Here is a 13,231-nt window from a genome sequence, read left to right as displayed (position 1 = left end):
TATTTCGTTTTTGGAGGTGAAACCATTGGAACCACTAAGGCAGTTTCTTAAAGGATTCGTGGAGTCTTTCAAACAGCAGTCAACTGAATACATCGAATTCGAGCTGAGAGAGCTTGAAAACGTATTTGCGCTGGTGCTAATGGGGGCCTTCGTTGGCATACCATCTCCACCAACGACGCTTGTTATAAGACTGATGCCCCATATGGTACGGGAGATTCACGTCATGCAGCAGAGGGCCGTCAATTTAGATGACATCTTTGCGGAAATTGCTGGAATGTTCGATATAGACTGAGGTGGGAACATGAGAGAGTACCTGCTTCCAAAAGAGGATTTCAGGACAATATTCGTCATTGGAAAAGGTGGCGTCGGCAAGACAACGACGAGCGCCTCTTTAGCTGTTGCCCTGGCGAAGAAAGGATATAAAACACTCATTATATCACTCGATCCCGCCCACAACCTTGGCGACGTGTTTATGGTAAGACTGAACGACAAGCCCAAAAAGCTGATGGAAAACCTTTACGCTAGCGAACTTGATATGGATAAGTTAATTAAAGCTTACCTCAAGCACCTAGAGAAAAACCTTAAGCACATGTACCGCTATTTGACTGTCATAAATCTAGAAAAGTATTTTGAGGTTCTAAGTTACTCTCCCGGCATAGAGGAATATGCAACGCTGGAGGCCATAAGGGAGATACTAATCGAGGGAGATAAGTGGGATGTAATAGTGTTTGATACACCTCCCACTGGCTTAACCTTGAGAGTTCTCGCTTTACCGAAGATATCCCTCATCTGGGCGGACAAACTGATAGGGATAAGGAAAAAGATACTCGAAAGAAGGCGCGCGATAGCCAAAATACAGGGAGAGCAGAAGTTCACAATTGAAGGTGAGGAGTTCACCCTACCCAAAGAGGAGAAAGAAGACGCTGTCATGCAAGAGCTAAAGGCATATCGCGAGGAAGTTGCCTTTGTCGAAAAAGTCATAACTGACCCCAACAAAACGAGCGTTGTCGCAGTCATGAATCCTGAAACGCTTCCACTCTATGAAACGGAGAGAGCCTACGAAAGCCTGAAGAAGTTCAGGGTGCCCTTTAACCTGATAGTCGTAAACAAAGTCATAACGCTGGGGAAGGACATACCAGAGCTGAAGGTCAAACTTGAAGCCCAGGGGAGGGTTTTAAAGGAGATCGAGAGGAAATTCAAAGGAATTGACGTCGTGAGGATACCTATGTTTGCGGAAGAGCCCCGGGGAATGGAGTGGCTCGAAAGGCTTGGAGGTATGATACTTGAGACCTGAGGAGATACTGGAACTCCTAGGGGCAGTTAAAAATCCCTTTACAGGGCAGAACATAGTCAGTGAAGGCCTTGTCACTAAAATAGTTGCGGAAGAAGACAAAACCACTATCTACGTGGCCTTCGCAAGGAACACTCCCCCCAAACCTTTTGCCACGGCCATCACCTGGCCGCTTCAGGCGAGAATTGTTAAGGACATGGTAAAGGTTTTAGAGGATAAGTTGGGATACTTTGAGATAGTTGATGATATGACTTTGCAGCGCTATTACCCGATCGAGGAGGTCTAATTATGGAGATAACGTCCGGATTTATACTGGCGATTATGGTCCTTGCGGCCGTTTCATCTATACAATTTTTCAAAGGCAGAAAGCTGAACCTCCAGATAATGCAACACTACCTGAGAAGCATTGAGGACGTTGTTAAGCCAGAGGACAAGGACTACGTCTGGCTCGGCGGCTACATCGGTTTCAGGGCTTACTACAAGGTGAACCGCGACAACATCAGGAAGTTTGAGTACACGCTGACGCTTTTGCCGAGACAGAGCATCCTCTACTTCCCCATAGCACTCCTCACAAGCAGGCACGACAAGCTCTACATTGTAATAAAGCCAGAATCCAGGATAAAGCGTGAGGCCCACCTCATACAGAAGGGCTACTACCGCATAAAGCCCAAGATTGAAGACGAAGAACTCCTTCAGAAGGAAATAGTGGAGATAGCTGGCACGAAGTACGAGGCACTTTACGAAAAGAGACGCGACGTTGAACTGCTCAAATACCTCGTCGAGAACCTCTCCAAGCCAACAAACGTCAAGCACATCTCGCTCACGCCGAAAACCAACGTGTTCTATGTGCTGATGAAGCCCGAACCGGATACGATAGAGGACGACATCAAAAAGATCGTAGAATTCGCCAAGGAAAAACTGAAAGAAGGTCCGTTTTCTTCTTAACCATTTGTTTTCAGAATCTCGGCACTGGAAAATGTTAAATTCTCCTTTTCCCAATTTTCTAACTGGCGGTGGCTATGGTGAGGGTTTACAAAGCCAAGTTCGGTGAGCCAAGGATTGGATGGGTTGTTCTGGTTCATGGATTGGGGGAACACAGTGGAAGATACAAGTGGCTGGTAAAGATGCTTAATGAGGCAGGCTTTGCCGTCTACACCTTCGACTGGCCGGGACACGGGGAAAGTGGTGGCAAAAGGGGACATACGAGCGTTGAGGAAGCTATGGGGATTATTGACAGCATCATTGAGGAAATTGGAGAAAAGCCGTTCCTCTTCGGCCATAGCATGGGTGGGCTAACCGTGATCCGCTACGCCGAGACGAGGCCGGATAAGATAAGGGGGGTCGTCGCTTCCTCGCCAGCACTCGCTAAGAGCCCAAAGACGCCGGACTTCATGGTCGTCCTCGCGAAGTTCCTCGGAAAAATCGCACCGGGGATAACGCTAAGCAACGGCCTCGATCCAAAGTTCCTCTCCAGGAACCCCAGTGCAGTCGAGAGGTACATCAAAGATAAACTCGTCCATGACAGGATTTCGGCAAAGCTCGGGAGGAGCATCTTCGAGAACATGGAGCTGGCACACAAAGAGGCTGAAAAAATAACGGTGCCGATTCTGCTCATTGTTGGTACGGGAGACATCATAACTCCGCCAGAAGGAGCGAGAAGGCTTTTCGAGAAGCTTAAGGCCAAAGACAAGGCATTGAAGGAGTTCGAAGGGGCTTACCACGAGATATTCGAGGACCCCGAGTGGGGGAATGAGTTCCACAGAACGATAGTTGAGTGGTTCGTGGCCCACGCGGGGGAAGAAAAGAGAATTAGAGAGTATCCCTCCTATCAATCACGTGCTCAAGCTCAGGACCAGTCTTGATTATGCCGACCGGAACACCAACCCTTTCCTCTATTTCTTCTATAAACTCCTTGGCCTTCCTTGGCAGCTTGTCGTAGTCGGTAACGCCGAAGGCCTCTTTGTCGTACTTGTCGAGCATTGTTATAGCCAGCATCGTCGCCCCGTTGAGCCTCGCCGAATAGCGCGCGAACTCGAAGTCGAACCAGCCGACGCGCCTGCGCCTTCCTGTGACAGTGCCGTACTCGACGAGACCGAGCCTCTCAGCTTCCTCAGCACTCATCTCCGTCGGAAACGGACCCTCTCCAACGCGCGTCGGAAAGCTTTTGAAGACGACTATGACATCGTCGACCCTCGTGGGCCCGATTCCGACGTCGCTGGCTATGGCTGAAGCGGTGGTATCTTTCGAGGTCACGTAGGGGTAAGTACCATAGTAGAGGCTCAGTCCAAAGCCCTGTGTGCCCTCGATGAGAACCAGCTTGCCTTCATCGAGCGCGTCGTTAATTTCTTGAGCAACGTCCGTGAGATATGGCTCCAGCTCCTTGATGTCCTTCGCCTGTTTTGCCATACGCATGATCCTATCAGCGTTTGCCGGCCCACAGCCGGAACCCGTGGTTCCGATTTTGTCGTGCAGATAGCTGCTCGTTCTATCGCGCTCCTTGTGTCTTGGCTCTATAATGGCGCAACGGTAATCAATGCCAACTCTTTCGGCAACGTTGAACTCCTTCAGGTGTTCGAGCTCATGGAAAAAGACCTCTGGGTCAACAAGAACTCCAGCCCCAACGAGAAGCCTAGTTTTAGTCTGCATAAAGCCCGTTGGGAGCTGTCTGACTGCGTATTTCCTACCGTTGATGAAGACGCTGTGACCCGCGTTTGTCCCAACGCCGCCGCGTGCTATGATTTGAGGCTCATCCTTCAAGGCAAGGTAGGCTATAAGAGACCCCTTACCCTCGTCTCCCCATTGACCACCAACAACTATGTAGCTCGGCATGGCTCCTTACCCAAGTTTAAGTCAATAGGGACCTTATAACAGTTTCTAATCAGACAAAAATTTGTCAAAATCCCACGGAAAGAGACAGCAAAAGGTTAAAACCCACGGCAAACACTACTTACGGGGGTAGAGAAATGAGAAACAAGTTGGTCGTGGTTACTGGAGGGGCAGGCTTCATCGGCTCCCATATTGCCTGGGAACTGAGCAAAGATAACGAGGTAATCGTCATTGACAACCTCCACACTGGAAAGAGGGAAAACGTTCCGCCGGCGGCGAAGTTCGTTCGGGCCGACATCAGGGACTACGAATCGATAGCCGAGCTGATAAGCCACGCCGATTACGTTTTTCACGAGGCTGCTCAGGTCAGCGTCGTCGAGAGCGTTAGGGACCCGATTTTCACGGAGGAAGTCAACGTTATAGGCACGCTCAACATTTTGAGAGCCCTAATGGAAGGTCACGGAAAGCTGATTTTTGCATCCTCTGCGGCGGTTTATGGCAACAATCCAAATCTGCCGCTCAAAGAGACGGAAACGCCAAAACCCCTCTCTCCCTATGGCGTTACCAAGCTCACGGCCGAGCAGTACCTTAGAGTTTTCAACGAGCTCTACGGGATACCAACTGTCTCCCTGCGCTACTTTAACGTCTTCGGTCCTAGGCAGAGTGCTAACCAGTACGCAGGAGTTATAAGCATTTTCATCAACCGTGCGCTGAAGAACGAGCCGCTCGTAATTTTTGGCGACGGAAAGCAGACGAGAGACTTCATCTATGTCAAGGACGTTGTCAGAGCCAACATCTTGGTTGCAGAGAGCAGAAAAGCCAATGGAAGGGTCTTCAACGTCGCAACTGGGGGGCAGACAACTATTCTTGAGCTGGCGATGAAGATAATTGAAATAACCAACGCCACCAGCTCGATACTCTTCGACAAGCCAAGGCCGGGAGACATAAGACACAGCCAGGCGGATATAAGTGAAATAAGAAAGCTTGGCTTCGAGCCGGAATGGACACTGGAGGATGGGCTGAAGAAGACTGTGGAGTGGTATAAGAACAACAAAGCGCGTGACCTAACAGTCAAGTCCGAGGATAGAACGTGAGCTGATAGTACCAGTACCCGACAGAGACAGAGGGTTCTGGGTCAACGTAGTTGCGAACAACTATCCACCCGTAATAACTAGGACCTCCGCTCCACTGCCCTATACCTATTCTTCCATCCCCAGATATGGTAACAGTATAGCTTGACATCTTAATATAAGTACTAATGTTACCCCAGTTCCAGCCAGAGGTTTTCTGGTAAAACACCAAGTTGCCGTTGTAAAGGGTAACCGTTAGATATGTCCACTGATTCCAAGTATACTGGGGACTTGATATGGAAGCGTCCCAGTAACCATTCGAGTCAGGATCATCGGGAAGAGTGAAAGTTAGTTCTCCTTTTGCGTCTTGTACGAAAATCCCACCATATCTCCCACCTATTCCTTCGGAGTATGCAACATCAGAAGGGGAGATATACCCCATAATGAATGGTCCAAGGGAGTAATATCTTTTCGCTGTGTTTGGAGCATTTTTAAATTGTGTGCCATTCTCGTAACCGAGATATGCCAACATATGGACAGCATAATGTTCTCCAAAATTCTGCTTTGTCCATACCCACTGACCTCCATTAAGAGTCAATATTCCGTTGTTCACTGTAACCTGGCTGTTACTATCCCAGGCATCTGGATTAAACGTGTTAAAGTCATCAACGAACAGAAATACCTTGTATAAGTCCTGATATTTATTGTAAGGGTTAGGCCACACACCGTAGTTTAGACACACCACAACTTTTCCATTAGCCGGCAGATATGGGATATTAACCCAAAAAACCGCAATCCTGTTGTTTGTATCAAGCTGCTGAATCCAGAAGTACAAAGGCCTGTCGTTGTCATCTGTGAAATAGAGGCTGCTTCCATTCACGATATTCCAGTCAAGTTTCCATAGTTCAGGGTTGGTGGTCGCAGAGTCATCAATTACAATCTCAACGCTGTAGTTATAGAGTGTATTTCCGCTGTTTTCCGTTATCGTTATTGGAGTGCAGAATTTTGTTGTATCCGAAACTCCAAGGCCCAACTTCTGTGTGTTGACATGGATATTTCCTGAGACAAGAGTTGTCTCATATTCCGGAGACAACACAACAACGTGGGCATAACTCACCTGGGATCGCGTAGCCCCGGCAGGATTGTTCAAACTATACCTAAGAACACTGCCAGCCGAAAGGATAGTCGTTAGCTGGATGGTGTAGTTATATGCCAGAAGATTCCCGCCGGAATCATATAACATGACATAAATCTTAGTGCCCCCGGGCAGATCGTTAGAGAATACAAGCTCACCACTGGTCAATCCCGTATTGAACCATATAGATCCCTGAAGTACAGGAGATACTACTTTCTGAGCACCAACACCAATCTCCTGTACGGAAACATTAATGCTGGGGACAGCTAACCCAAGCGTCGCCAGAAGAAGCACGAGTGCAAGCATGGCTGATGTCAATCTCAACTTTCTCATCTTAAAATGCATTGTAGCGGAGAAAGTTTAAAATATTATCTCCCAATTTTGCTTTTCAAACCCATAAAGTGGAGGAGAAGAAGCTCAAAAACATTACTTCTTTACACTAAAACGCATCGCAGCCTCCTGCTGGAGCTTCTGTGCTTTCTGAGCGAGCTCCTGAAGTTGGCCCTCAAGCTTTGCTAGGGCCTCCTGCGTTTTCCTTATTGCCTCGTCGTACTCTTTTATTCTAGCATCAAGGTAGCCTATAGCGTCGTCGAGGCTCTTCTCGGTAGCATAGCCAGAACCGACGCTGACTATCGCGCTGTTCTTGTCCACTATCATACCTTTCAGGAAGGAGCCTGCACCAATGGGCACCAGAATTTCTGGCTTCTCATCCTCGACCTTTTTGAGCTCCTCGAGGGTCTCCTTAACGGCCTGGAACTCGTTCCTTCCGAGGGTTAGGAGCTCAAGATTTTGGGCTAAAAGCTGAGCCTGAGCCTGCAGAAGCTGATACTCGTAAGCGAGCCTTTCAAGCTGCTCGTTTCTCTCCGCCATTTTGCACCACCGATTGGATTTGGATGGGAGGCTTTTAAGGTTTGGGTTGCCTTGCCACAAACAACGAAAGATTATAGAACCAGTCCACGCACGAGCTCTAACAAGGATAAGATGGGAAGAGTGGAGATTCCACGAACTGTGGCTTCATTTCAGTATCTCAGCCTTAACTCTCTCGGCAATCTCTTTTATCGCCTGAGATGCCTTTGAGTCTGGAAAGGCCTCCACAACAGGCTTAAGCATCGCCATACTCTTCGGTACCGCCCTGTCGTAGGGAACCTCTCCGAGTATCGGGGTTCCCTCGCTCTCTGCCCACTCGTGAAGGGCTTTGAATCCAGGGTTGAAGTCGGCCTTGTTGATTATAAGGTAAGCCGGCTGCCTGAAGTGCTGAACGACTCTATAAGCCCTCTGAACATCGCCTAGGGAGGCTGGCGTCGGCTCGGCAACGAGTATAGTCAAATCCGCACCGCCGACGCTCGCTATAACCTGACAGCCTATTCCAGCTGCGCTGTCCACTATCATGTGCTCAAGACCAAGCTCCCTCATCAGGTTCTTCGCCCACTCCTTCTCCTCGGTTACGAGCTTGCCACTGTTGGGCCTGCCGACGTCGAGCTGGGCAGAGATCAGCGGGAAGCCGTACTTCGTGGTGGTCTTCCTTATTACCCCAGAGCGGACCTCCTCAAGGGTTATGGTTCCTGGCACTGGGCAGACAAGACCGCAGACGTTGCAGCCTTCACAGGTGAGTTCACTCACAACGTAGTCGCCGTCGATGACCTTAATACAATCGTAGGGGCAGCGCTCCTGACAGATGCCACAGCGTATGCAGCTCTCCGTGTTTATGTGGGCGACCTTGGCGCCAATTAGCTCCCTCTCATCTTCCCAGCGCTCGACGCCGAGAAGTAGATCGAGGTTCGGTGCATCTGCGTCTGCATCTACTGCCACGAAGTTGTATTCATCCTTCAGAAGATAGAGGAGTGAAGCGGTTACAGTACTCTTCCCGACGCCGCCCTTACCACTCGCTATGACAAGCTGCATCACTTACCACCCCCGATGAACCCGATAATCCTCTCGGCAATCTTCCTGAAGATTTGGGCCTCAGGATAGTTGCTCAGAACTATCGGCCTTCCTTCCACGTAGCTCCTTATGACGTTCTCGCTGTAGGGTATCTCAGCTATTATCTCGGCGCTGTAGCGCTCGGCAATTTCCCTGACCTTTCCAACGTCGCCCAGATCGGAACGGTTAACGATTATCATAGCCGGAATGTCCATGAGCTGAGCCAGCCGGAGGATGAGTTCGCTGTCATGAAGCCCGAGCGGTGTCGATTCGGTGACGGCTATGATGAGCTTAGAATCTTCAAGTGCCTTCGAAACGGTATTGCTCGTTCCGGCGGCAGTGTCAACGAGCAGGAGCTCCTTGTTTAAGCTTTGAGCCCTTTTCTTAGCTCTTGAAACGATGGGCATGGCCCTCTCCTCGCCCTCCAAAAGCCTGCCCGTGGCGAGTGGGAAGCCGTAGGGCGTCTCCGTTAGATAGGTGTGGCCCATAAGCTTCTTGCCGGGCAGTATCGCTCCAGGAACTGGGCAGACTATCTCACAGGCGGCGCAGCCGGAGCAGAGGTTTGACATCAGGAAGGGAGTTCCGTCACGCATGGTTATTATTGCGTGCTCCTCACAAACTTCTGCGCACTTTCTGCAGTGAGTACACTTGGAGTAGTCAAAGCGCGGCATGAAGAGCTCAACGGGCTCCTCGTTCTGGAGCTCAACTCCAAGGAGCAGATGGTCATTTGGTGCCTCAACATCCAAATCGGCCAGAACAAGATCAAAGTGCTCTCTAAGGGCTATCGCGAGATTTATCGCAATGGTGGATTTTCCGGTTCCACCTTTTCCTCCACTCACTGCAATCTGCATTATCTCACCTCCAGAATTAGGCTAACCTAAAAGTTTTTAAGCTTTGTGCATATGCTCACACGGTGATGGTCATGAGGTGCCTGAAAGTTGCCTTTGGGATGGAGAACGATGAGACGCTCATAGATGCCCACTACGGCGATTCTGAGTTCTTTGCAATATACAAGGTCTGTGAGAATGGGAGCATTAAGCTCCTTGAGAAAAGGCACAACAAAGCCAAGGATATGGAGGAGCACGACGAAGGGCACGGCGACCCGAGGAAGTTCAAGCTGATATTGGGTCAGCTTATAGACGTCGACGTTCTGGCTGCCTTCAGAATGGGGCCGAACTTTCTCAGAATCAGGGACCAGAGCGACAAAGTGGCGTTCTTCACAAGGACGAGAGATTTAAACATTGCCCTCCAGAGGATTGCCGAGAACTTTGATGGACTCTGGAAGCAGGTGCAGGAAAAGAAAGCCAAGGTTGGAGCATGAGCTTCTGGGGGAATCTCTCCGCGCAGGAAAGTCCGTAATCCCTTACGCGCTCTCCATTATTTTCACCGACTACTACCTCAACCTCCTAACGTTCAGGTACTATTCCCATGGATTACCCTCTTTCTGCCCGGCATCCTCCTCTGGTTAGTCTTCTACTTCCAAGTGCCGAAAGCATGAGAGAGGCCAGCTCTTGACTTCAAGGTACTATCCAACGGCCAGACATCCAATATATTCCGTCTGAGACACTCTAATAGTTCCGGACCTTTCACTGATCCTCTGTGAACCGTTCACACTAGCAATCCGCTTGTCTACTGGTCGTCATGACAAAGTTCATAATGTCATGAAAGAATACCCCACAGGGAGGTTCGGCGATGGGTGGTGCGAATACACGAAAAGAACGGCCCGCTCCGTATCTAAGCCTTGAGCTTCTTCCCATCCATCTGTACGTCCTAGTTCACCTCAAGAAGGCCAATGTTGAGTATGCCAAGATGATAGTGAAGATGACAGAACTTCCACTTGGGATGATTAATAGCGCTATAACGGATCTAATGGAAGCGGGCCTCGTTGAACGCGACTCTGGAAGCGCAGTAAAGAGGAGTAAAGCTCGCTTTAAGAAGGCCTTCGAGGTTCACAAGCATCATACCTACTACCGCCTTTCGAGGGAGGGTGAGCTCTTCGTTCGCTCGATTGATGAGAAATGGTTGAAATGCTACTTCAACGCCATCTTTCCAGATGGATGGAAGTTCATTGGGGTCCTCATCAAGAGCAGAGACTTTGAAGATACATGTAAAAAGGCAAAGGCCAAGAACTGTGCGGGACTAAAGGAAGAACTTATTCTCTACCGTTTTATCACGTCTACTGGAAGGAAGACGAGGTTCTTTAAGCTGTTCTGCAAGTTTCTTGGACTCTAATGAGAGCAAAGTTTTTCCAGGAGCGCGTAGAGCTTGGCCATGTACTGAAATGGACAGAATTAATGTACTAGAGTCTGATGTCAGGGCTGTTGAAAAGGCTTCAAGATTAGTGGCCAGTGTTCCGACGACCCTCCCCTCTATAATCGCCCTGTTTGGTGATTCTCTTCCAGTAGAGAGCAAAGAGCAACGTCGAACCTATCGACTCACCAATCCCCAAGCTAATAGCACGAACCAGAATATAGGATTCCAATTAAGATAACCGAAAAGTTTATAATTATGTGCATATGCACAAAATAGCAGAAGAAGTGAGAGGTGGTGAAGATGAGGATCGCAATACCCACCAATGGTGGGGGCCTCGAGGATACTGTCGCCCCAGTCTTTGCAAGGGCTCCGGCTTTTGTCATAGTCGACGTAGATGAAAAGGGCAATGTTACCAATAGCAAGATGATTCAGAACGGCACTGCCATGGCTGGCAAAGGAACAGGGCCCCTCGCTGTCCAGGCCCTCATTAACGAGGACGTCGAGGCCGTCATTGCGCCACAGGTTGGTCCTAATGCCCTTGGAGCGCTTCAGGCTGCAGGTATAAGGCTCTACCAGGTCGCCCCAGGAACTCCGGTTGATGAAGCAATTAAAGCCGTCACCACCGGAAGCGTTCAGCAGCTTAGCACTCCGACCCCAGTAACCCCAGTTACGCCAGCAGCTCCATCGCCAGCTTACGGTCCATATGCTCCGGCTCCGGCGTATCCAGCCTATCCGGCTTACGGTCACGGCTGGGGCTACGGCGGCGGATGGGGTAGAGGCCGCGGCTTTGGACGCGGATGGGGCAGAGGCGGAAGAGGCTGGGGAGCCCGCCTGAGCTACTGTCCCTGGACAAGACGGCCAAACAGGAGAACCCTCCGATGGCTCTACGACTGGTGGTGAGTTCTCTTCTTTTTACTTTTGGAGGCATGAGCGATGCCAAGAGGAGCAGGGAGAGGATACAGTGGGGGCTTTAGTAGGAGCTACTACCGGAGATCTTTTGGATTCTACGGGCTGATAGACCTGCTGTTCCTCATTGGGATACTGTACTTCCTTGTCAAGCTGTTCATCGTGGCGGCTCCCTATGCAGTCGGCTTGATAGCCTTGCTCATCCTGCGGGAGTTTCTGAGACCAAGACTCCGGGGATGGGGAAGACCATTTTGAGCTTATGCAAACTTTTTTAAATTCGGCTTCCCTAATCCATGCTGGAGGTGAGAAAATGAGGATTATAGTCTCAACTATCAACGGAGGGCTTGATGACAGGGTCAATCAGACCTTCGGGAGAACACCGACTTTCACCATAATCGACGTCGAGAATGGAGAGAGAGTGAACGTCCAGGTTGTCCAGAACCCTGGCTACAGCCAGCCGAGAGGAGCTGGAGTTACGGCAGCACAGTTCTGCATCGACCAAGGCGCCGAGGTTGTCATAGCGGGTCAGTTCGGACCGAACTCCTACGGCGTTCTCCAGACTGCTGGCATAAGAATGGTCTCGGCACCGCCAACAATGATAGTTAGAGAGGCAGTCGAAGCCTTCCTCCGCGGCGAGCTCCAGAGTGCAGTCACAAGCCCTGGCAGACACGTTGGCGGCCACGGCAGAGGCATGGGACGCGGAAGGGGCGGTCAATGATTATTCTTCATTTCATAAACTCTGTCCAGCTGGCAGAAACAGGGACAGCGGCATCGAATTTTTGTCGTTAGTTTTTTATCGTTTCGACGCGAATTTTAATACGGTGGTTTCCATGCTCAAAATAGACCTTTCGGGGAAACTAGCCTTTACCACCGCCTCGAGCAAAGGCATCGGCTTTGGGACAGCGAGAATTCTGGCAAAGGCCGGTGCGGACGTGATACTCCTCTCGAGAAGCGAGGAAAACCTGAAGAGGGCGAAGGAGAAAATAAGGGCCGAGAGCAACGTCGAAGTGAACTACATCGTTGCTGACCTCTCAAAGAGGGAAGACCTCGAGAGGACTGTTAAGGAACTCTCAGATACTGGAGAGCCCGACATATTTTTCTTCTCCACCGGTGGACCCAAGCCGGGCTACTTCATGGAGATGAACATAGAAGACTGGGAAGGTGCAGTGAATCTGCTCCTCCGTCCGGCAGTTTACCTAACTAGGGCCTTAGTTCCAGCAATGGAGCGCAGGGGCTTTGGCAGGATAATATATTTAACAAGTGTCGCCATAAAGGAGCCAATACCCAATATAGCCCTCAGCAACGTTGTGAGGATTTCGATGGCCGGCCTCGTGAGAACGCTCGCCAAGGAGTTAGGACCAAAGGGAATAACGGTGAACGGCATAATGCCCGGCATCATAAGGACGGATAGGATGATTCAGCTGGCCAGGGATAGAGCGAAGCGGGAAGGGAAAAATGTCGAGGAAGCCCTCAACGTCTATACAAAGCCCATACCTCTCAGAAGACTTGGCGAGCCGGAAGAGATAGGCTACCTAGTGGCGTTCCTCGCGAGCGATCTCGGAAGCTACATAAACGGCGCGATGATTCCCGTTGATGGAGGAAGGTTGAACTCAGTGTTCTGACGTTTTATCTTATCCCTTTCCACGCACCTTGATGACTACACATGAGCATCAACAAAAGACACTTCTGGCCCACATCGGCCTCGCTAGCGTCCCTTAATCCTTTACCCGTTCTTCTCTATATGATGGCTCCTTGTTATCCTCTCGCTCTACGAGCTCCATACGCTCGTTTAGCTTTGATAGAGTTCATAATAATCGCCGCTCTCTGGCT

General features: G+C 50.0%; 17 protein-coding genes. 12 read left to right on the top strand and 5 right to left on the bottom strand.

The annotated features are described in order from the left end of the window. Positions 1 to 10 precede the first annotated feature (10 nt). The 5 genes from E3E32_RS01445 to E3E32_RS01425 all read left to right on the top strand — a co-directional run bounded on the left by E3E32_RS01445 (position 11) and on the right by E3E32_RS01425 (position 3,153). Complete coding sequence (locus tag E3E32_RS01445) at positions 11 to 292, top strand: hypothetical protein (protein ID WP_012571866.1); 282 nt, start codon at positions 11 to 13, stop codon at positions 290 to 292. Positions 293 to 301: 9 nt separating this feature from the next. After that, a complete protein-coding gene (locus E3E32_RS01440; RefSeq protein WP_167712185.1) occupies positions 302 to 1,294 on the top strand; it encodes an ArsA family ATPase in 993 nt (330 codons plus the stop codon). Continuing rightward, positions 1,284 to 1,577, top strand: coding sequence for an iron-sulfur cluster assembly protein (locus tag E3E32_RS01435; protein ID WP_167729878.1), 294 nt, complete (start codon positions 1,284 to 1,286; stop codon positions 1,575 to 1,577). Before E3E32_RS01440 ends, E3E32_RS01435 begins: the two co-directional genes overlap by 11 nt. Positions 1,578 to 1,579: 2 nt before the next feature. Then, on the top strand, positions 1,580 to 2,236 hold the full coding sequence (locus E3E32_RS01430; RefSeq protein WP_167729877.1) for a hypothetical protein: 657 nt from the start codon (positions 1,580 to 1,582) through the stop codon (positions 2,234 to 2,236). A 74-nt stretch (positions 2,237 to 2,310) separates the two neighbouring features. Beyond that, positions 2,311 to 3,153: an alpha/beta hydrolase gene (locus E3E32_RS01425; RefSeq protein WP_240910580.1), complete on the top strand. Its 843-nt coding sequence runs from the start codon at positions 2,311 to 2,313 to the stop codon at positions 3,151 to 3,153. Here E3E32_RS01425 and E3E32_RS01420 read toward each other — a convergent pair. Further along, positions 3,101 to 4,120, bottom strand: a complete 1,020-nt coding sequence (locus E3E32_RS01420) for an adenylosuccinate synthetase (protein ID WP_167729876.1) — start codon at positions 4,118 to 4,120, stop codon at positions 3,101 to 3,103. The two genes, E3E32_RS01425 and E3E32_RS01420, sit on opposite strands and share 53 nt — an antisense overlap. 134 nt (positions 4,121 to 4,254) lie before the next feature. Here E3E32_RS01420 and E3E32_RS01415 point away from each other — a divergent pair, with 134 nt between their 5' ends. Continuing rightward, positions 4,255 to 5,211, top strand: coding sequence for an SDR family oxidoreductase (locus E3E32_RS01415; RefSeq protein WP_167729875.1), 957 nt, complete (start codon positions 4,255 to 4,257; stop codon positions 5,209 to 5,211). Here the strand turns inward: E3E32_RS01415 and E3E32_RS01410 are convergent. The 4 genes from E3E32_RS01410 to E3E32_RS01395 all read right to left on the bottom strand — a co-directional run bounded on the left by E3E32_RS01410 (position 5,189) and on the right by E3E32_RS01395 (position 9,093). Beyond that, positions 5,189 to 6,655 (bottom strand): DUF2341 domain-containing protein, encoded by a 1,467-nt coding sequence (locus E3E32_RS01410; protein ID WP_167729874.1) that lies wholly within the window; start codon positions 6,653 to 6,655, stop codon positions 5,189 to 5,191. The genes E3E32_RS01415 and E3E32_RS01410 overlap by 23 nt on opposite strands. Positions 6,656 to 6,748: 93 nt before the next feature. Then, the gene (pfdA, locus tag E3E32_RS01405; protein ID WP_167729873.1) at positions 6,749 to 7,192 is read right to left on the bottom strand and encodes a prefoldin subunit alpha; all 444 of its coding nucleotides are present in this window, start codon (positions 7,190 to 7,192) and stop codon (positions 6,749 to 6,751) included. 144 nt (positions 7,193 to 7,336) lie between these two features. Then, positions 7,337 to 8,224, bottom strand: a complete 888-nt coding sequence (locus E3E32_RS01400; protein WP_167729872.1) for a P-loop NTPase — start codon at positions 8,222 to 8,224, stop codon at positions 7,337 to 7,339. Continuing rightward, positions 8,224 to 9,093, bottom strand: coding sequence for a P-loop NTPase (locus E3E32_RS01395; RefSeq protein WP_167729871.1), 870 nt, complete (start codon positions 9,091 to 9,093; stop codon positions 8,224 to 8,226). The genes E3E32_RS01400 and E3E32_RS01395 overlap by 1 nt, the downstream gene beginning before the upstream one ends. Before the next feature lie 71 nt (positions 9,094 to 9,164). Here E3E32_RS01395 and E3E32_RS01390 point away from each other — a divergent pair, with 71 nt between their 5' ends. The 6 genes from E3E32_RS01390 (at position 9,165) to E3E32_RS01365 (ending at position 13,023) form a co-directional block, all read left to right on the top strand. Further along, positions 9,165 to 9,563: a NifB/NifX family molybdenum-iron cluster-binding protein gene (locus tag E3E32_RS01390; protein ID WP_167730873.1), complete on the top strand. Its 399-nt coding sequence runs from the start codon at positions 9,165 to 9,167 to the stop codon at positions 9,561 to 9,563. Between the two features lie 371 nt (positions 9,564 to 9,934). Beyond that, entirely contained in the window at positions 9,935 to 10,474 is a 540-nt protein-coding gene (locus E3E32_RS01385; RefSeq protein WP_167729870.1) for a DUF2250 domain-containing protein, read from the top strand. 321 nt (positions 10,475 to 10,795) lie between these two features. Beyond that, complete coding sequence (locus tag E3E32_RS01380) at positions 10,796 to 11,395, top strand: NifB/NifX family molybdenum-iron cluster-binding protein (RefSeq protein WP_167730872.1); 600 nt, start codon at positions 10,796 to 10,798, stop codon at positions 11,393 to 11,395. A 33-nt stretch (positions 11,396 to 11,428) separates the two neighbouring features. Beyond that, positions 11,429 to 11,656 carry a hypothetical protein gene (locus E3E32_RS01375; protein ID WP_167729869.1) on the top strand — a complete coding sequence of 76 codons (228 nt, stop codon included), beginning with the start codon at positions 11,429 to 11,431 and terminating at the stop codon, positions 11,654 to 11,656. A 55-nt stretch (positions 11,657 to 11,711) separates the two neighbouring features. After that, positions 11,712 to 12,119, top strand: coding sequence for a NifB/NifX family molybdenum-iron cluster-binding protein (locus tag E3E32_RS01370; RefSeq protein WP_167729868.1), 408 nt, complete (start codon positions 11,712 to 11,714; stop codon positions 12,117 to 12,119). Positions 12,120 to 12,231: 112 nt separating this feature from the next. Next, positions 12,232 to 13,023, top strand: a complete 792-nt coding sequence (locus tag E3E32_RS01365; protein ID WP_167729867.1) for an SDR family oxidoreductase — start codon at positions 12,232 to 12,234, stop codon at positions 13,021 to 13,023. Positions 13,024 to 13,231 lie beyond the last annotated feature (208 nt).

Source organism: Thermococcus sp. GR6 (assembly GCF_012027415.1).
Lineage (GTDB): Archaea > Methanobacteriota_B > Thermococci > Thermococcales > Thermococcaceae > Thermococcus > Thermococcus onnurineus.
This window is presented reverse-complemented; position numbering and strand designations above follow the sequence as displayed.

Bases quoted from the DNA above. Each gene is read 5' to 3' on its own strand.
- E3E32_RS01440 (WP_167712185.1), top strand. From the start codon at position 302: ATGAGAGAGTACCTGCTTCCAAAAGAGGATTTCAGGACAATATTCGTC.
- E3E32_RS01430 (WP_167729877.1), top strand. From the start codon at position 1,580: ATGGAGATAACGTCCGGATTTATACTGGCGATTATGGTCCTTGCGGCC.
- E3E32_RS01425 (WP_240910580.1), top strand. From the start codon at position 2,311: ATGGTGAGGGTTTACAAAGCCAAGTTCGGTGAGCCAAGGATTGGATGG.
- E3E32_RS01420 (WP_167729876.1), bottom strand. From the start codon at position 4,120: ATGCCGAGCTACATAGTTGTTGGTGGTCAATGGGGAGACGAGGGTAAG.
- E3E32_RS01415 (WP_167729875.1), top strand. From the start codon at position 4,255: ATGAGAAACAAGTTGGTCGTGGTTACTGGAGGGGCAGGCTTCATCGGC.
- E3E32_RS01410 (WP_167729874.1), bottom strand. From the start codon at position 6,655: ATGAGAAAGTTGAGATTGACATCAGCCATGCTTGCACTCGTGCTTCTT.
- pfdA (WP_167729873.1), bottom strand. From the start codon at position 7,192: ATGGCGGAGAGAAACGAGCAGCTTGAAAGGCTCGCTTACGAGTATCAG.
- E3E32_RS01400 (WP_167729872.1), bottom strand. From the start codon at position 8,224: ATGCAGCTTGTCATAGCGAGTGGTAAGGGCGGCGTCGGGAAGAGTACT.
- E3E32_RS01395 (WP_167729871.1), bottom strand. From the start codon at position 9,093: ATGCAGATTGCAGTGAGTGGAGGAAAAGGTGGAACCGGAAAATCCACC.
- E3E32_RS01390 (WP_167730873.1), top strand. From the start codon at position 9,165: ATGAGGTGCCTGAAAGTTGCCTTTGGGATGGAGAACGATGAGACGCTC.
- E3E32_RS01385 (WP_167729870.1), top strand. From the start codon at position 9,935: ATGGGTGGTGCGAATACACGAAAAGAACGGCCCGCTCCGTATCTAAGC.
- E3E32_RS01380 (WP_167730872.1), top strand. From the start codon at position 10,796: ATGAGGATCGCAATACCCACCAATGGTGGGGGCCTCGAGGATACTGTC.
- E3E32_RS01375 (WP_167729869.1), top strand. From the start codon at position 11,429: ATGCCAAGAGGAGCAGGGAGAGGATACAGTGGGGGCTTTAGTAGGAGC.
- E3E32_RS01370 (WP_167729868.1), top strand. From the start codon at position 11,712: ATGAGGATTATAGTCTCAACTATCAACGGAGGGCTTGATGACAGGGTC.
- E3E32_RS01365 (WP_167729867.1), top strand. From the start codon at position 12,232: ATGCTCAAAATAGACCTTTCGGGGAAACTAGCCTTTACCACCGCCTCG.